The sequence below is a fragment of the Dyadobacter sp. BE31 genome (genome assembly GCF_031457695.1).
Lineage (GTDB): Bacteria > Bacteroidota > Bacteroidia > Cytophagales > Spirosomataceae > Dyadobacter.
In genome coordinates this window covers 802,473-821,371 of record NZ_JAVDXA010000003.1, presented here as the reverse complement: position 1 = coordinate 821,371, position 18,899 = coordinate 802,473, and the positions used below count along the sequence as shown (strand labels likewise).

Genomic DNA, 18,899 nt, shown 5'->3' with positions numbered 1-18,899 from the left:
TGGTCTTTTTTGCAAATAAACCATATGCCCGGAATCTCAGGTAACCGATCGTCACATTTTTGTTAATTACCTCAATGCACAATCACAATCTTGTGGCTGCTTTGGGAGCCGTCGGCATAATGAATGGTAACCCAATGCACGCCGGAAGTCAGCCTGCCCACATCGACTACCGACTGGTTTTCTGCTGATGTATACAAGTTCACACCCGAAAGTGAATGCAGCTGAACTTTCGTAAACTGCCTGTTACCGCTCCGGATGTAGAGCTTGTCGGTCACCGGATTGGGAAACAGCACCACCGGAGTATTTCCCGTACCCGCAAAATCGACGGAAACGATCTGACTGTAAGCGAATGTCTCATCCAGGTCAATCATTTTCAGCCGGTAATAAGCCACCCCTGCCAATGGCGAGGCATCGACAGCCTCGTAACGGTGCCCTCCCTCGCCCATCGCCGGGGTGTTTATGGCTAGCGAAGTCCAGGTGCGGGCATCCGGGCTTCGTTGTATTTCAAAATGACTTACATTCTCCTCTTCGGCTGTCCGCCATTCCAGATGTGTGCGGTTTTCAACAGGCGTAGCCGAAAAGCCCGCAAGCCGCACCGGCAACGGCGTTCCGAACCCGATAAAGTCTTTGGCGAACCAGAATTCGGAAAAACTTTTCACGGTAAATTCCAGGTAGTATCCTTGCGCATACGGTACTTTTCTCACGGCATTTTTAGGATAAAAAGTCCAGGCGACACTGCCGTCATTGGTCAGGTCACCGTCCTCGTTACTACCGGAATACTTAGTCACCGTGAGCTCATAAGCCGATGCCGGCTTGACAATTCCTTCCTTCCCGGGGGCCGAAATGAGCCTTTCGCTTTCTTCGTCCGTGATGTAAAGCCGCACGCCTACGGGCTGGGCAAAGTCGGCCTGGGATGCCGAAATCGTAAAACTTCTGCCCAGATAGTACAGCTTGTTCTCGACCCGCATCGGCCCGTTGTCCTGGTAAGGCTTCACCGAAACCTGTCCAAGCGACTGTCCGTGCGGATTAATAGCCGCCACCAGCGAATTGTTCAGTTTGAACGGCACCCATTCATCTCCCTGTACATTTGCGGATGCTTCAAAGCTGTTCTGCAATGCATTGAAATACACAGTTGCCTGCGAATCATAAATATGGACGTCGTCTATCGCGATGCCCGCCCGCCCGGCCGATTTGCTCTTGATCACAAAGCGGAAACGGACATAGCCGCCCGGAAAAGAATTGGGGATCGGCACTGTGGCCACATGCCACCTGGTATAGTCTTGCACGTTCCAAACATCCGAATCATCGAGCCGCGTATTGTACCAGTTCGTACCGCCATTGACTACGCCCAGGCGCGTCCAGGTATTTCCGCTTACATTATACTCCACATACGCGATGTCGCACGCGCCGCCCGCACAAGCTGCGAGGTCGATGGACGTACTGAAACTCATCGCGGGCTGGCCCATTCCACTCATAGAAAAACAGGGCGAATACAGGTAAGATATCGTCTCTCCCGAACGGGCACCGCCCAGATTGGTGGTCCATGCGTTGTTGCCGCTCGCAGCTGTCGTCACCTTGCCAGTGGTGGGTACACCAAATACCCACAACGGGCTCGGGTCGGTCAGATACCAGCCGCCCTGGCCATTTTCAAAATCTTCGATATACGGAAAATGGGTAATCACCTGAGCAGCTCTGGCAGTGGTGCCCGCAACATCGTTCCCCGCATTCTTGTCGAATGCCTTTTTGGCCCTGACCTTGATATTCCGGTCGCTATCCATAAATAACGTGGAAGAAAAGTTGAAGGTAAAAAGCGTGTCGGCACCTGCCCTCACCACGGGCACATATCCCTGGTAGGCTAACTGGTCGTTGATCAGCGCCTCGAAAGGCACCCGGTAGCTATCTTCGGCACCGTTGTTTTTGATCAGCATACTATATTCCTGATACCCGTTGGGATCGCAGGAAGGAATGGCCCCCGCATTCAACCTCGCGACTTCGATGTCGCTGCTGGTGGTGTACAAACGGATATCGTCGATCGTCGAACCATCCGTTTGTGCGGGATACCTGAAACTCTGCTCCCACCGCACCTGAAAACTGGTGCTGAAATCCTTTCCATTCCGCTTTAACAAATCGCTCACTTCGATCGACATCAGCCAGTAGTTGTTGTTTTTGGTAAAATATGGAACGACAGTGCTTTCCAATGCCTCGATCCAGGGATCGGTGTCCTTCGCGCGGATATACACACGCAATGGCCAGGCCGGCCAGGTCGAAGCGTAGAGCCGGTACCGGAACGACAGCCTGATCTCGTCGCTTCCGGCATGGTAGGCAGCCAGGTTATAAGTCGCATCCAGGTAGGTGGGGTATTGCGAGCTATTGCCGCTGTTGGCATCTACGGTAAATGCTTTGGAACCTGAATAGGCCAAACCGGGGTCGACCGAAGTCCGTAACCGCCCCAGATCGCGTTCCTGCGAGAAATCGTAGCGGTCGGTTCCTCCGACGCCCATGGTGTTCACATTCACCTCCGTATTTTGCAGCGATTCGAGGTCATCCATAAATGGCAGAACCACAGGCGCATTGGCAAGCTGGCGGATCGATACCGATTTCTGATTGTTGGTCGCGACCTGGTCACCATCCAGCTTCACCACCGCCGTGAGCGGATACGAACCTGCGTTATGCATATCAAGGGCGCCGATGAAAGTATAATCCAGGTAGCCATTGGCCGGGACATCCGAATAGACTGTCTCCCAGTGAACAGCCCCGCTGCCCACGGAATAACCCACCTGAAACGATTGAATCACGGGCTGGTCGTCGAAATTCCTGAGCCGTATTTTCACCGACTGGGATTCGCCAAGGCTGGTGGCGGTGAGCAACCTGCCCGACCCGGAAGGTGAAACGATTGCGTCCACGGCCAGGTCGCCATCCGAGATAATACCCTCACACGTACCCGAATCGGGTTTTCGGCTGATCGCCAAGGCTCTCCGGCCGGGGACTCCGTTCTTACGGGCCCTTACAGAAATATAATAGGTAGAATCGCGGGAAAGCCCGCCGAGCACATATTTCAGTTCGCTGGTAATGCCCACCGACTGCATTTCACGTCCCTGTAAGCGCATAACCTCGTAATCGGTGGCACCGCTTACCGCAGTCCATTGCACGGCTGCGTAACTTTCGCACTGGTTCGTCGATAAGGTAATCACCGGAATGCCCATAATGGCAAATGCCGCGCTTTCCTTCACTACCCCGGTACTGTTTTGGGTAATACGGACCTTGGCGGTGGTGGTGAATGCATCCGGCACCGTCCAGCTGAGCTGATTAACACCTGCCGATACAGCGGTGTTCAGGTTCGTCCACGACGCGCCGTCGTTAAGCGAATAGGCCACCGAAAATGTACTGCTCGCGTTGCCGTAGCTATCCCAGTGGATATCGATCACATCGCCTTTGGTGAGGCGCTCGCCCCCGGCAGGGTACGTCAGGACGGCGGAGGATTCGATGATATCGTAAACCACAAAGTACTCTTGCGGGCCGCTAGGCACCTTTTTGCCGGTCACATTCACGACGTAAATCCCCGCCGCGGGCGCTTCGAGAACAATTTGCTCGACATTGTTAACGCTATCTACGCCCGGTTCTGCCGCAGCCGTCGGGTTGGAGGCTCTGGGGAACGACGGCAATATATCGGCACCGCCCTGGCGGGCCACTGTCAGGTCGAGGTCGTTGACCAGCGTTTTGCCAGTGAGTACGGCGGGGGCCGGGTCGTTCCAATACAGCATGACTTTAACCAATGCCGTGTTCGACGGTACCGATATTTCATAGCCATTCTTTCCCTGGTTGGCCACCGAGCCACTGAAGTACTGCCCTTTTTCCAGCATGGAAGCCGATCGAAGCAAGTTCATCATACCAAAGCCATAGGCAAAATCGGGCCCGGGCAAACCTTTTTCCGTAGCCCCATTGCACAGCAGCGCCTTCATGAGCGCATTCCTGGGATTGTTCCCGCCATTCAACTGTCTGTATCGCTGAACCAGTAATGCCAGCCCCCCGGTGACAGCCGGCGCTGCCATGCTGGTCCCCGAGGCTTCCTGGTAAATATTCCCGGGAAGCGTTGATATAATGGACGTTCCGGGAGCAACGATCTCCGGCTTGATGCGTCCGTCCCGGGTAGGCCCTTTGCTCGAACTCGCAACGATAAGGCTCTCCACACCAGTCCGCCCGGTACTGATCACGTTTTTAGAAGAAATACTTCCTCCTATTACGTTGCCATAACCTGCGACAAAGCCCTCGCAAGGGGCTGTTAATCCGCTATTGCCTGCTGCAAATACGTGTTGCAAATTAGGCAGTTCGGATGCCTGGCGGTCGAGAATATAGGAGTCGAAAGTATAGGAACCATAGTCGGGGCATACGCTGCCGCCGTAGGAATTATTGGTCACCACCATTCCAAAATCCCGAACGAGGGTCGATGCCTGTTTCCAGATTTCCGAATTGCTGCGTTTGACCAGTGATGCTTTCGGTGCATATCCTTTATACTTTTCATTCACAATTCCCCCGCCCGCAGCAGTACCCGCTACGTGTACTCCGTGCCAATAGCTGCCCTCGGGATTATAGCTGACCACCTTCGTGGCCAGGTCAATATGCTCCAACAGGTAACCGCTGTCACCTATGCCAATCACCACTCCGTCGCCGGTAAGCTGCCGCTGGCCGGGTAACAGCGAGGCAAGGACGTTCGCCCGTGTAGCTGCTTCACTCTTGTCGTTGAGCGGCTCGTCTGGCGGCGGCACCGCTTCTATATATTGTACCCACGGCTCGCCTGCCAATGCAAGTAGTCCCTCCACAGGTACCCTTGCCTCAACGATCTGGTAGTCTCGCAAAGCATCGGAGAGCACCTGTACCCCGTGCTTATCGAGCGCTTGCCGCACACTATCGCCACTCCAAGTTCTCACGTAGCTGATCCTGACATCCACTTTCCCTCCTTCGATGACGGCGTGCGCCGGGGGATTAGGCGCCAGCAATGCCGGCTGGATCTTCTGTTCAGGCTGCAATTCGAGAATCGCTCTCACGCCCGCCGCCTGCAACACATCGCGCCCCGGCTCACCATGCACGAGGGCCGTGTAGGCATTCTCGGGGATGTAGTCAAGTACAGTGATTCCGGCATTCCGTAACTGGTCGATAGCCGCACCTTCGGGAATACCAAAAAATTGGATTATTACAAATTGATCATCACCGACAGTCGAAACCCTAAATGCGTTGTCCGGTCGCTTTCGTACAAGTTCCATGACGGGTACCGGTGTGATTGTACCACTTTTGAGGTAAAGGTTGTAGGCCCTATTTTCCTGAGCCATAACGTTAGTTAGGTGCTGTACCAGTAGTACTACTACGAGGGCGCAGCGATACTTCAACGAACACATATAGAGGAGTATTGAATGGGTCAATTTTTACTTCTGCAACACCGAATGTAACCCTTTTTTCAATATTTCATACAATATGTAACTATTTGTTTTTCAGTAGAAAAACTTCAAAAATTCTACCTATAACGTGAAGTATTTATTATTACGAACAAATCAGCCAGATAGCTATCCTGCTCATGTAGCCCGCTTCTTCGACCGCAGCCAGCGAAGGCAAATTCAGGGTCGGCCGGGTCCTTATCAGGGGCCTGGCACGTTCAGTTTCCGGGCTTGTCTTCGAAGCGATTTTTTTGTTAAAACCCGGGCAGTTTTTCCGGCAGCCGTTGGGGCCGTCGTGCTGAGCGGCTCGTTAAGCCACAATTCAAACGTCGCTATACAGCTGGCTTAAAATATTAGTTTAATACAATTTTACAAAACACTATTTGAGATAAAAACTGTGATTGCCGGATGTTTCCCTGATGTGAAGGATGTAATCAAAATCGTCGGCGAGCGAACCATCGAAAAACTGATTGTCGGCCAGACCATAAACCAGCAATCTGTACCGACCTGGCAAATGCAACCCTTGCCGTGACTGCTTCAAAACGGCCATATTGAAAAAGAATACCGGTTGAGCGAGTTTTGAAAAATGGTATTCCCAGGTGGTACTGTCGCCGGCGAAGACTTCGTTTTTATCCGTAATGTGGCCGACCGTGGGGTTAACTGTCGTATAAAAGCCATAAGAGGTTGTCAGCCCCACGCATTGATAGGCACCTCCTAATTTCCGCGCCAGAAATGAACCGGTACTTTTTGAAAAGATGTTCGGTGTTCGCTGTAAATGGCCATTATGCGCCAGCAGCACCATCTTCCGACCGGGCTCCATTTCCGCGAGTACGTTTTCGGCCATTAATGAGTCCCTTATTTCCGATTGCACGTCCATTGCGTGGGTAAGCCCGGAATCGCTCAGCAACAGGAATTGCCGGTAGCTGCGAATGCTTTTTCTGACCAGTTCATTTGTCTGAGCCTTGCCTGTCAGCTTATCCAGCACCCAATCGCTTAATGTTTTCAATTCCGCAAAATCCGGCGCACTGATACTGTGATTATACACCTCATTATTAAGCAATTCATAATAATGCATAAGGTTTTTCAGTGAATCCGAGATGTCGCTGGCCACGCCGGAATCCCGCAGGTTTTGCAGCGACTGAAACGGGCTTTGCATGTCGAAACCAAAGAAACGAATGGCCTTCCCACGAGCTTTGCCTATCCGGCCGACGCTCTCTACCAAATTCACAAACTCGGGACATTCATATCCATACAACCTGAACGAGCGCAAAATCGCTTTCAAGTCCCCGCGACCTTCCCATAGGTAGTCATTTAACTTATCGACTTCGGCCATAGGCGCTTCCACCCCGATTTTCGTAAAGGCAGAATCCGCAGCCAGCGCCCTGATCAGCAGCAACCGGGCAGTGAAAAACTCCGAAGTGCCATGCGACTGCTCTCCTATGCCCAAAACCCTAAATTCCCCGGGCAATGCCTTGCTCATCATGCGCACATTGTTTTCGCCTGCAAGATCGAGCGAATCCAGCCTCACAATATGGCCTTTTAATTGATCCACGAGGCCATTGTCCTGGCCATTAACCTGGACCGGAGTACAACAAACGTACAAGAAGGAAAAAATCAATAAAAAAGGAAGACAGGATAGCTTCATAGCAAACGAGTTAAATTCATTTATATAATTAACTTTTATATAAAGGATTTATAACTGAGTATATACTTCTTCCCTTCTCAAAAATTACAATAACCTGGCTACCCTGTAAGTATTCGCATGAGCCTCAATGATCGTTTTGATCTGAGGCGAGTAGCCTCCGCCCATGCTGCATTGAACCGGTATGCCAAGCCGGTGAGCGGTTTGAAAGATAATTTCGTCGCGCTGGCGGCACCCATCGATGGTACATGAGAGCCTTCCGAGCTTATCCGTAGCCAGGATATCGACGCCGGCCTGATAGAAGATAAAATCGGGCTTGACGCGCTCAACGAGACGGGCGAATGTTCCGCGGAGCAGCGAAAGATAGGCATCATCTTCCATGTGGTCGGGGAGCTCCACATCGAGATCGCTCTTCTTCTTGCGGAATGGGTAGTTATTTTTCGCGTGCATGGAGAATGTAAAAACACGGGGCTCGTTTGTAAAAATGTCGGCGGTGCCGTTGCCCTGGTGCACATCGAGGTCCGCGATCAGCACTTTTGCTGCCTTTCCATGATCCACCAGGTATTGCGCCGCCACGGCCTGATCGTTGATCATACAAAAACCTTCGCCTGCATCGCGTAAAGCGTGATGCGTCCCACCTGCGATATTGAATGCAATACCCGTTTCCAATGCCCTGAGTGCACCTTCCACGGTCCCGCGGGCAATGCGTAGTTCCCGCTCCACGAGCAACGGCGTCTGCTCAAACCCGATGCGGCGCATCTCGGGGCGACTGAGCATGCCCATCACGAAGCGGTCGGCATAGGCGCGGTCGTGCACGGCGTACACGGGAGGCATATCGATAGGTTCGGGGGTAAAAAAATCGGACTCTTCCGCGATGCCCTCGCGCAGGAGCTGCAAAGGCAGCAATTCATATTTATCCATTGGAAAGCGGTGACCTTCCGGAACAGGATATTTAAAGACAGGATGAAAGGCAATCGGAAACATGCAAATGGACGATACGAAGACCCAAATTTGCAAAAAAGAAAGCGACCCTCCGAAAAGGGCCGCTTTCAAAAACGGGTGCTGGATTATTCATTGTCACCGGCAATTACGCCAAACTCCGGGAATTCAGCACAATTAATTCGATAGTATGGGGCAAATAACCCTAGCCTTGGGGCGAACATCGGGAAACGTGGGATGAAAAAAAATTCATCCTGTTCCGAAAATTCATTCTACCAAGGTTTGCCCGTCCCCTGCACCAGCCACGGCTTCGACCATTGGCTGTTTTTCTTACGCGGGCCGGAGAAATTAGTCTCTTCCAGCTTTTCAATCGCGCTGCGGACGTTATCCCCGTTGTTGTTCAACTCATTATTGCTGTAAATGAAACGGAGCGGCAATGCGCGGGAAACCGGTGCTACGCCCGGTACCAGCGCAGGCAATGCGGTGCGGCGGTAGTCGAACCACGCTTCGGTCGCGGCTGTCCAGCTGGCGATCCATTTCTGCTCCATAATCTGCGCCAAAGTACCCTTGTATGCGACGGCTTTTACATAGGTATCGTATTGGTCGGCCACGCCCCAGGTTTGCAGGGATTGTTTGATCCCATTGTTATAGTTTGCTTCTGCACCTCCTGCGGCCCATCCTTTTTGCGCCGCTTCGGCCAGGATGAATGCACTTTCCGCAGCCGACGCCAGGCGGGCTTTCAGCAAACCGCCTTTCGAACCCTGATACGCATAGCTCAGCTGCGACGCATGCTGGTTCTGTACCTGCTGACCGGTCGTCGGGTTTTCGTTATAATAAGTCGGATCGATCATACCGGCCGGGATACCCACATATTCACCGGTGTTGAGCGGCCCGTTAAACAAGTCGGGACGCGCAGGCTTATAAGTAGTAGGATTGAAATGGCGTGTAAACTTGTGCCCCGCCGTGATCTCGGCACGCAATTCCTGCTCCGTAAGCGACTTCACGCCGGTCTGGATCACACCGTCTTTCCGGATAAACTCATCCACACCGGTTTTCAAGGTTGGGTCCGACACCCATCGTACGTGCACGGGCTGGAACCACACTTTCAGGCGAGGGTCATTGCTGGCTACCATGGTATTCAGTAAAGTAGCGGCAGGGCGTCTTCTGCGCCAGTTCGACTGGCTTACGTCGAATGCCGTGGCGGTAGGCCATGAATCCCCGGAGGCCGTCCCGATATAGTCCATTACTGCGTCGTCGGACGCATCTTTGAGGTAAATACCTGAGCTGTAAATCTGCTCGATACCGGCTTTGGCAACATCCGGCAACTTGGCCGACACCCTCATATAGTAACGCAGCAACAGCGAGTTGGTAAACTTCTGCCATTTCAACTTATCGCCATTGTAATACACATCATAACCCGGCGCATAGGTGGAAACATCGGCAGTAGCGAACAATGCAGAAGCCTGTTTCAGATCCTCGATAATACCTTTGTAAATCACTTCCTGGCTATCGAATGCGGGCAACATTTCACCTGCATCACCTTTCAGCGCGTTGGTATAGGGTGCATCACCCCACAAGTCGGCGATGGTCCCGAAAATGAATGCCTTCATCGTGAGCGCCACGCCCTGGTGGAACGTGAAACCCATTTCGACCGAGCGTTTGTAGAGCAGGTTATTGTTCCGAAGGAAACCGTACCATGCTTTCCATTCATCGTCCTCCTCAGTCCAGTTATAATCATTAAAACCATCTTTCCACGCATCTTCCTGCGTGTGCTGTACTACGCCGGCGATACGGCCGTAACCCAGTTTCAGGTACTGCATACCCACTCCCGACATGACGGTCGGCATGAGCAAATTCGGATTGGCGGTGTTGGGGTCAACACCATTCGGGTTTTCGTTGATTTCCGTGAGGCTTTCCTTACAGGACGAAGCAACCAGCACGGCCAACACGAAAACGATTTTGGGGATATATTTAAAAATTTTCATCGCTTTGAATTTTCAGGAATGAATCAGAAATCGAAATTGAGCTTGAAACCGAATGGAATCGTCCACGGCATTACGTTCTGGCGCTCGATACCCTGGCGGAAACCGCCTTTGCTCGGATCCGCCCAGAACGCGCGCTCCGGATCAATGCCAATCTTGGCTGCATTCCAGAGCATAATGTTCCGGGTGTACAGCGAGAAGCTCGCATTGCGGATCGAATTGAAAAGCGTCGGGAGTTTGTAGGTCAATGTGATCTCACGCAGTTTCACAAACGAGGCATCGAAAGTAACCTGCTGGTTGAAGCTCCAAGGGTACATGGCCGTGATCGGCATGTATTTGGTGCCGGCACCGCCCAGCCACTCGTGGTAGTTGCCATCCTTATCTTCCCAAACACCCGGGATGAATGCGCCGTCGCCGTCAGCTCCGAAACCACCGGTAGCGGCCGTGTGCCCTCCTACGCGCGGGAAGTTTCCGTTTTGTGGGATAATGTATTTTTCAGGGTCTGATTTCAGCAATGCAACCAGCTGATCGGGCGAATAAAGGCTGCCCGGGATCAGGTTGTCGATCTGGCGCTGCGATTTCCAGTCGGATTCGCCGTAGCGGTAGGTGAACGACATGAATTCACCCCCCTGGCGCCAGTCGAGGCTCAAACCGAGCGAGAAGCGTTTGTAAGAAAGGTTAACCTGGCCACCCACCATAAAATCAGGGTTATAGTTACCTACCTTCACATTGTTCTCCCGACCGCCGAGCGATTGCCAGTCCATATCGCCGCCTTCGCCATCATACGCGATGATCGGCCAGCGGTAGTAAGGCGAGTTCGGGTCGGTAACGGTTGCGAAACCGCGGCTGTAAATATTACCGATCTGCTCTCCTACGTAAGTGTATGCGCCTGCACCGTTTTCACCCCATTGCTCGAAATACGGGAAGTTTGGCGCGAGTTCTTTCACAGTCACGCGGTTGCGGCTGAAATTCGCATTCACATCCAGGGTCCAGCCATTGAGGTTGCTGATGGGCGTACCACCGATACCAATCTCCCAGCCGCGGCTCACAAGTTTACCGGCATTAATGTTCTTAAACTCGTAGCCTGTCGAAGGCGCCATGGGAACCGTGAAAATCTGGTTCGTATTGGCGCGATCATAATAGGTAAGGTCAAAACGCAGGCGGTTGTTGAACATATTCAGGTCAACGCCCCCTTCGGACGAAGTAGCGATCTCCGGCAGCAATGTCGGGTTGAGCAGCGTTCCGCCCAGGTTAGCGGTGACGACGTTACCCCACGCGCCGGTCCCGAGATTGTTATACAGCTGATAAGGATCGGTATCATTACCCACCTGCGCCCAGCCTCCGCGGAATTTCAGCATCGTAATATAAGATGGCATGTTGAAAGTCGTGCTCGCCAGCCAGCTGAGAGACGCCGACGGATAGAAATAGGAACGGTTCGATTCGGGCAAAGTACTCGACCAGTCGTTGCGCGCGGTCAAATCGAGGTAAAGCTGGTTTTTGAAACCAAATGAGCCCGTTGCATACAAACTGTAAATTGCCTTTTTGTAGCTGTTGTTACCCACGATGCGGTTAGCAACAGGAATATTGGAAATGTTGTACAAACCAGGCACAGAAAGATCGCGACCTCCCAGGTTGGAACTGTTACCTTTTTGCCGCATGATGTTACCACCTCCCGAAAGGCTGATATCAAAATCACCTTTTTTGATCGTCTTCGTAACAAGGAAGTCGGCATTACCTTCGTTGCGGCCTACGTTTTCGAGGTAGTAGCCTCCTTTGGCCATGCTTTTATAACTCCATGGAATTTTAGTTTCGCGGTCCTCATCGTACATATCATGCGAGTAACGTACGAAAGCGGTGAGGCCGGGAGCGATGGTCCAGTCGAGTTTCAGGTTTCCGTACAGGCGGTCACGCGTGTAGGCGTTCGTGAGGTGCTTTGCGAGAAAATATGGGTTATCCGTTTCACCCGGCGCCACCGTCAGCTGCTCGATCTCCTCGCGGCCCGGCTTCCAAACCCCTTTCAGGTCACGCACATCGTAGCTTGGCGAGTAATACACGGCCTGTAACGGGTTACCATCACGCTCCGATGTTTGCGGACGGCTGTTGGAGTTCGAACGAACGAAATTGAGGTTGGAACTCAGTTTCAAATTCTTCGACATATCGAACGTCAATGACGAGCTCAATGCATTACGGTACAGGTCCGAATTCGGAATCAGGCCGCGGTTGCTCATATTATTGTATGAAATCCGGTAGGTAGCCTTGTCGGTAGAACCCGAAACGGCCAGGTTATTGGTTGAAGTGATTCCCGTTTGGAGAAAGTTCTTCATGTTATTCTTATACGATTTCAGCTCGGTAGGGATCTGCTTGCCGTCTGCTCCCACCGGCGAGTTCCATTGCACCTCCTTGATGCCTGCATCCAGAGGCAAACCGCCCCAGTAAGCCGACGATTCGTCCAGCTGGAACGGCCGCTCGCCATTGGCATATTTGTAATGCAGATCGAGGAATCGGTAAGGCTTTTCAAAGACGTTTGAAGTCGAAAACGAAACGCCCAGGCCTTTGCCCTTCTTACCCGACTTGGTAGTGATCAGAATCACCCCGTTACCGGCGCGCGAGCCGTACAATGCAGCAGCGCTCGGGCCTTTGAGTACCGACATACTTTCGATATCGTCGGGGTTGATGTCGGAGATTGCATTACCGTAATCGACCTTGTTGCCGCTTCCTTTGGTATCGCTCACGTTCGCGAGGCTGTTGGCCAGCGGCACGCCATCGACCACGAACAAGGGCTGGTTGTTTTTCAAGGAAGCCGCACCGCGGATCACAATGCTGATCGACGAACCGACACCACTGGTCTGGTTAATGGAAACACCCGAAACACGGCCGGAGAGCGACGTCAGAACGTTTTCGTTGGCAACGTTGGCCACCTCGCGGCCTTCGATTTTACCCACATTATAACCCAGCGAGCGGGTGTCGCGTTTGATACCCAACGCCGTTACGACGGCTTCCTGCAAAGTGGCCACGTTTTCGGACAACGTCACATTCACCACGCTCTTGCCGCCCACTGTCACTTCGGCGGTATTGAAACCGATATAGGAGAATACCAGCACTGCATTTTTGGAATCCACATCGAGGGAAAAATCACCCGATGCATCGGTAGTGGTACCGATCTGGGTGCCCTTCACCAGCACGTTCACGCCGGGGATCGGCGAACCGTCGACAGCCGACGTAACTTTTCCTTTAATCCTGTCAGCCACAGGAAGGAGTGCATTTTTGCCCGGAACTTCTGCCCGGGAAGCCATATCTGCGCTGGCCGCCGCGGCACCGGCCGGAACAGATAGACAGAGTGCGGCCAACATACATCGTGCCGCCGTTTTCAGGGTAGCCTTTGGTCTCATAGTATTAGTATTAGGCGAGTAGGTAATAAATACAATTCTTCTATACCGCTTCTAGTCAGGCAGGTTGCGTCGTTTGCCCGACTCCTCAGCAAGCAATCGATTGAAGTAGGTTTCCAGCGCATCCGAATAGGCCTGCTGCACAGCCTCATCGTGTGTGCCGGCGAGCAATTCAGACAGTTCTTCCGCCGAAAGACGGTTGCTGATCAGCTTTTCAATCAATATTTGAGCCCTTGAAACTGACATCCTGTATGACTGTCGCGGTATGTAGAGGATACTTTACCACTGCCGTAACGGACTACTATGCAGATTATCTTTCGTGTTAAATAAATGTTACCCGACTGGCGAAAACCCGTATTTCCAAGGAAATGAAGACGTTCCGGAACGAATACCTGCTTACGGACACATCATAATTCACCCAAAACCACTCATCTAAGAACAATCCAATTTTTATCTTTCTAATATTTTAATCTATTATTCCGATAGATATTAAGCGTTTTAATTCATTTTTAATACATTTACAAAATATTTAATAATACAAACTTTACAATAACTTCATTTTAACGGATTTGACGGAATTTAATTTTTAAAAATCCGGTTTACAGAAAATCAATTTTAATATTAATTAGCCAAAAACAGGAGAAAATTTCAAAACAACAAATCAACAAATCCTCACCAAAATACAATTCATGAAAACGAGATTTATCTACTTCATCCTGGTGACTTTACTTGCGACCGGGCTCGCGCATGCGCAGCAACGGACCATTAGCGGTACTGTCACCGACGCCAATGACGCCAGCGGCTTGCCCGGGGCGTCGGTTACCATAAAAGGAACATCGACAGGTACACTGACCGACGCCAACGGCGGTTTCAGCCTTGATGTCAACGGCGAATCGCCCGTGCTGGTCATTTCATTCATCGGCTACGTTACCCAGGAAGTGCCGGTGGGTACCAGCGACAAAATCGCCATCGCCCTGAAACAGGATGCTAAAATTCTGAACGAGGTGGTGGTAACTGCATTAGGCATTTCACGCGAGAAGCGTGCGCTCGGGTACGCCGTGCAGGAAGTGAAAGGTGAGGCATTGCAAACGCGCCCTACCAACGCCCTGAGCGCATTATCCGGAAAAGTGGCCGGCTTACAGGTGGTTACCTCGGGTGGTAACATGGGCGGCTCGTCACGCGTGTTGCTGCGCGGGATCAACTCCATTTCAGGTAACAACCAGCCATTGTACGTGATCGACGGCACGCCGATCGACAATGCGGATCTCAACAGCGCGGCTACCAGCGCAGGAAGCGGCGGCAAAGACGTGGGTAACATGATCCAGGACCTGAACCCCGACGACATTGAGAACATCTCCGTGCTGAAAGGACCATCCGCAGCGGCACTGTACGGTACCCGCGCCGCAAACGGGGTGATTTTGATTACCACCAAGAAAGGCAAGGAAAACAGCAAGGTGAACATCACGCTCAATACCGGCGTGGAGTTTGAAAACATCGTGCGCCTGCCGAAACGCCAGAAACTGTACGGCGGTGGTTTTTCGAGCACTTTCCAGAAAGCGACCATCAACGGTACGGAGTATAACATCGCCGAATATGCCGTAGACGAAAGCTGGGGCCCGAAACTGGACGGCACGCCGGTATTGCATTGGTATAATCTCGACCCGGAAAACACTGCCGAATACCTGAAACCGCAGCCCTGGGCTTACCCCAAAAACGACGTACATACCTTCTTCGAAACAGGTGTATCGAACACCAACAGCCTCGCAGTAAGCGGCGGTAATGCCAACTCGACCTACCGCATTTCATTTACTAATAAGAATGTAAAGGGTACTGTGCCGAATTCATCCCTGAAACGTAATTCGATCAACTTCTCGGGTTCGACGACGGCAGGCAAGTTCAAGTTTTACAATAACTTCAATTATATCAAAAACCAGTCGACCGGACGGCCGTGGACGGGCGCTACCAACCGGAATATCATCCTCGAAGCATTCCAGTGGGGACAGGTACAGGTGGATTACCAGAAGCTGAAAAACTACAAACGCGCCGACGGCAGCCAGATTCTCTGGAACCGCTCGGGCTACCAGGATACCCCGGCAGGCGAAGCCGCGAAGTTCATCGATAACCCGTACTGGTCGGCATACCAAAGCTACCTGGAAGAAAACCGCGACCGTTTCTACGGGAACGTGGGCGTGGTATACGACGTGAACAGCTGGCTCAAACTGAGTGGAAAAGTGAATGCGGATGTGTACCAGTACCAATATCAGGACCGCATTGCCGTGTATTCGCGGACACAGTCGCAGTACCAGGAGTACAACAACAATTTCAGCGAGTTCAACTACGAATTGCTCGCGTCGGCGACCAAGAGCTGGGGAGATATTTCATTGAATGTCAATGCAGGTGGTAACATCATGAGCCAGCGCCGCCGCATCAGCGACGCCGTTACACAAGGCGGATTGATCATTCCTGAATATTATAACTTGAAGAATGCGAGCTCGGTACTGGTGAATTCGAATGCTTACCGGAAGCAGATCAGCTCCATTTTCGGTAGCTTCTCATTGGGCTGGAAGAGCCTGCTCTTCCTCGACGGAACGCTGCGCAACGACTGGTCTTCTACCCTGCCGCTGAACCGCAACTCATTCGCATACCCGTCGCTCACCACAAGTTTGATCCTCAGCGAACTGAATGGCGTGAAGGATATCAGCTGGCTGGATTTTGCCAAAGTACGCCTCGGCTGGGCACAAGTGGGTAACGACACAGATCCTTACCAGCTGCAACGTGCCTATGAAGCGAGCCAGTCGTTCGACGGCCTGCCTTCCTACAAATTGCCGGCACAGCTGAACAACCAATCGCTGAAACCGGAGATTACCAGCTCCTGGGAGGCCGGTTTGAACATCCAGGCATTGAAAAACCGCGTCGGCCTCGACATTACCTATTATGACAATGTGAGCCGCAACCAGATCATCAACATTCCCGTATCGTCGGCATTTGGCTATGATTCGAAGGTGATCAATGCAGGTAAGATCAATAACAAGGGTATTGAAATCACATTGACCGGTACGCCGGTCCGTTCGAATGGTTTCGAATGGAATTCGAGCCTCAACTGGTCGAGAAACCGCAACAAGGTGATCGCGCTGGCGCCGGGCATCAACACGTTCCAACTCGCGAATAGCCTCGTGACGCTCGTGGCACGCGAGGGCCAGCCGTACGGGCAAATCCTCGGCAACGACTTCGTGTACGCGGCCGACGGCCAGAAGGTGATCAAAGCCGACGGCACCTACGAGCGCGCGCAGCAGCTTACCCCGCTGGGAAGTGTGTTGCCGAAATACCTTTTCGGTTTCCAGAACAGCTTTACGTACAAAAACTTCAACCTCGGTTTCCTCATCGACGGACGCGTAGGCGGCAAGTTCTTCTCGCAAACCTACAAAGTGGCAATGTATGCAGGGGTATTGGATAAAACCGCTGCCAACAACGTGCGCGAAACCGGCGTGGTACTCGACGGTGTGAAAGGGACAGTTACCTACAATGCCGACGGTACTTACCAGGTGACCAACACCACGCAGAACGACACCCGCATTACCGCGCAGGCATGGGCCCGCGGGGAATACAGCGGCCCTACCCCGCAAACGATCTTCGACGCGACGTTTGTGAAGCTTCGCGAGATCACCTTCGGGTACAACCTGGCACTGAACAGCAAGGCTGTAAAACAGGTTTACTTCGGGGTTTACGGGCGTAACCTGGCCAACATTTACACCGCCAGCAAGTACATCGACCCCGAGTTCACCAATGGCGGCGGCAATATCCAGGGCCTCGAAGGCGGTAACATTCCGATACCGGCCACGTATGGTCTGAATGTAAATGTGAAGTTCTAACCACCTCAAACTGAAAATCATGCAAAAGTTCATATATCAAAAAGGCATTCTGACCCTCGGCATCGGGGCGTTGCTCGCCAGCTGCTCCGACAGCCATTTCGAGGACATCAACAAAGACCCGAACCGTCCTACCGCTGTGACGACGACCACGATTCTGCTCTCGGCTGAAAAACAGGTGATCGACAACATCCGCAACGAGAACAGCTCTCTGCGCGGCTCACAGCTCTTTGCGCAGTATTACAGCCAGAACATTTATAGTGATCAGTCGCGCTACGACATTCCGCGCTCGTATTCGGATACCTATTGGAGCAATGCATACAAGGCGTTGAACAACCTCAACGAGATCATCAAACTGAATACCGACCCGGCTACCAGGAGTATCGCGACCGCCGGCACGGCAGGGACCAATGCCAACCAGATCGCGATCGCGCGCATTCTGAAAGCTTACGCGTTCCAGAACCTGACGGATGTGTTCGGTAACATCCCCTACCAGTCGTACGGCAGCCAGGATCCCGAGTTCCAGGCATTGCAGCAGGAACCCGAAAACCTGAGCCCGGCCTACGCGAGCCAGCAGAAGATTTACCTCGACATCCTGAACGAGCTGAAAGCCGCCGGCGACACATTGATCAAATACAAAACCGCGACGACGTTCGGCAACTACGATGTGATCTACAAAGGCAAGAACGAGCTTTGGGCCAAGTTTGCGAACTCCCTTCGCCTGCGTATCGCAACGCGCATCCGCAAACAGCAGCCTGCCGAATCGAAAACGCATTTCGACGATGCGCTGGCAAAAGGTGTTTTCACTTCTAATGCGGATAATGCCGTGTTTAAATACCAGTCACTCGCCCCTAACGAAGCACCGCTTTACCGCGCCACGGTGACTGCGAACCGTAAGGACTTCGCCGTTTCGCACGTGATCGTTAATGTGCTGAAAGGTGACCTCGGCACCGTGAAAGTGCAAGATCCCCGCCTGGCGGTATACGCCACCAAGAATGCCGCCGGTAACTATGTAGGCCAGCCATATGGACTTCCTGTGGCCGCTGCCGGCTTGCTTACCGCCACCGATGTGAGCCTTCCGGGTGCCGTTGTGAATGCAGCCAATTATGGAGAAGTTTTGCAGGAATATGCAGAAGTGGCATTCCTGATTTCGGAATACAAAAACTGGGACCAGCAGGAGTACATCAATGGCGTGACCGCTTCCCTGCAAAAATGGGGCATTGCACAGGCTGATATCACTGCCTACCTTGCCGCGCTGCCGAAAGCTGACAAGGCCAACGTATTGAACCAGAAATACCTGGCGCTTTACACGCAAGGCGACGAAGCCTGGGCCGAAATCCGCCGCACCGGCTACCCTACCTTCCTCGTGAAGCCCGGCGATATCGTTTGGCGCCGCACCGTGGATGGTCAAACTACCGATTATAAGTTCCAGCCACTGTTCGGCGAGGGCGTACCGCAGCGCCTGTATTACCCGCCGAAAGAACAGAGCGTGAACCTGGCCAATTACCAGAATGCGGTGAAGGCACAGGGCAATGATGATATTACCACTGCTTTATGGTGGAATAAGTAAGAAGCATTAACAGTAAAGAAAGCTGCTCATCTCACGGTGAGCAGCTTTTTTATTGTCGGGTACAGCATCCTGACTGTCCAGCCCGCCG

8 protein-coding genes are annotated in these 18,899 nt (G+C 52.4%); 2 read left to right on the top strand and 6 right to left on the bottom strand.

The features are described from left to right. Positions 1-71: 71 nt before the first annotated feature. The 6 genes from J2Y43_RS19220 to J2Y43_RS19195 form a co-directional block, all read right to left on the bottom strand. A complete protein-coding gene (locus tag J2Y43_RS19220) occupies positions 72-5,324 on the bottom strand; it encodes a S8 family serine peptidase (RefSeq protein ID WP_309985788.1) in 5,253 nt (1,750 codons plus the stop codon). A gap of 481 nt (positions 5,325-5,805) precedes the next feature. Next, on the bottom strand, positions 5,806-7,071 hold the full coding sequence (locus J2Y43_RS19215; RefSeq protein WP_309985785.1) for an erythromycin esterase family protein: 1,266 nt from the start codon (positions 7,069-7,071) through the stop codon (positions 5,806-5,808). An 84-nt stretch (positions 7,072-7,155) separates the two neighbouring features. Further along, on the bottom strand, positions 7,156-8,052 hold the full coding sequence (locus J2Y43_RS19210; RefSeq protein WP_309985783.1) for a histone deacetylase: 897 nt from the start codon (positions 8,050-8,052) through the stop codon (positions 7,156-7,158). A 227-nt stretch (positions 8,053-8,279) separates the two neighbouring features. Continuing rightward, positions 8,280-9,992, bottom strand: a complete 1,713-nt coding sequence (locus J2Y43_RS19205) for a SusD/RagB family nutrient-binding outer membrane lipoprotein (protein ID WP_309985780.1) — start codon at positions 9,990-9,992, stop codon at positions 8,280-8,282. Positions 9,993-10,015: 23 nt separating this feature from the next. Then, the gene (locus J2Y43_RS19200) at positions 10,016-13,378 is read right to left on the bottom strand and encodes a SusC/RagA family TonB-linked outer membrane protein (protein WP_309985775.1); all 3,363 of its coding nucleotides are present in this window, start codon (positions 13,376-13,378) and stop codon (positions 10,016-10,018) included. Between the two features lie 51 nt (positions 13,379-13,429). After that, the gene (locus tag J2Y43_RS19195; RefSeq protein WP_309985772.1) at positions 13,430-13,621 is read right to left on the bottom strand and encodes a hypothetical protein; all 192 of its coding nucleotides are present in this window, start codon (positions 13,619-13,621) and stop codon (positions 13,430-13,432) included. Between the two features lie 443 nt (positions 13,622-14,064). On the opposite strand from J2Y43_RS19195, the gene J2Y43_RS19190 reads away from it, so the two are divergent. Both J2Y43_RS19190 and J2Y43_RS19185 read left to right on the top strand, forming a co-directional pair. After that, complete coding sequence (locus J2Y43_RS19190; protein WP_309985769.1) at positions 14,065-17,244, top strand: SusC/RagA family TonB-linked outer membrane protein; 3,180 nt, start codon at positions 14,065-14,067, stop codon at positions 17,242-17,244. A 19-nt stretch (positions 17,245-17,263) separates the two neighbouring features. Then, the gene (locus J2Y43_RS19185; protein ID WP_309985766.1) at positions 17,264-18,811 is read left to right on the top strand and encodes a SusD/RagB family nutrient-binding outer membrane lipoprotein; all 1,548 of its coding nucleotides are present in this window, start codon (positions 17,264-17,266) and stop codon (positions 18,809-18,811) included. Positions 18,812-18,899 lie beyond the last annotated feature (88 nt).

What these genes read in the sequence shown, in the direction of transcription:
- J2Y43_RS19200 (WP_309985775.1), bottom strand. Translation starts at nt 13,378, where the DNA reads ATGAGACCAAAGGCTACCCTGAAAACGGCGGCACGATGTATGTTGGCC.
- J2Y43_RS19210 (WP_309985783.1), bottom strand. Translation starts at nt 8,052, where the DNA reads ATGTTTCCGATTGCCTTTCATCCTGTCTTTAAATATCCTGTTCCGGAA.
- J2Y43_RS19195 (WP_309985772.1), bottom strand. Translation starts at nt 13,621, where the DNA reads ATGTCAGTTTCAAGGGCTCAAATATTGATTGAAAAGCTGATCAGCAAC.
- J2Y43_RS19185 (WP_309985766.1), top strand. Translation starts at nt 17,264, where the DNA reads ATGCAAAAGTTCATATATCAAAAAGGCATTCTGACCCTCGGCATCGGG.
- J2Y43_RS19215 (WP_309985785.1), bottom strand. Translation starts at nt 7,071, where the DNA reads ATGAAGCTATCCTGTCTTCCTTTTTTATTGATTTTTTCCTTCTTGTAC.
- J2Y43_RS19205 (WP_309985780.1), bottom strand. Translation starts at nt 9,992, where the DNA reads ATGAAAATTTTTAAATATATCCCCAAAATCGTTTTCGTGTTGGCCGTG.
- J2Y43_RS19220 (WP_309985788.1), bottom strand. Translation starts at nt 5,324, where the DNA reads ATGGCTCAGGAAAATAGGGCCTACAACCTTTACCTCAAAAGTGGTACA.
- J2Y43_RS19190 (WP_309985769.1), top strand. Translation starts at nt 14,065, where the DNA reads ATGAAAACGAGATTTATCTACTTCATCCTGGTGACTTTACTTGCGACC.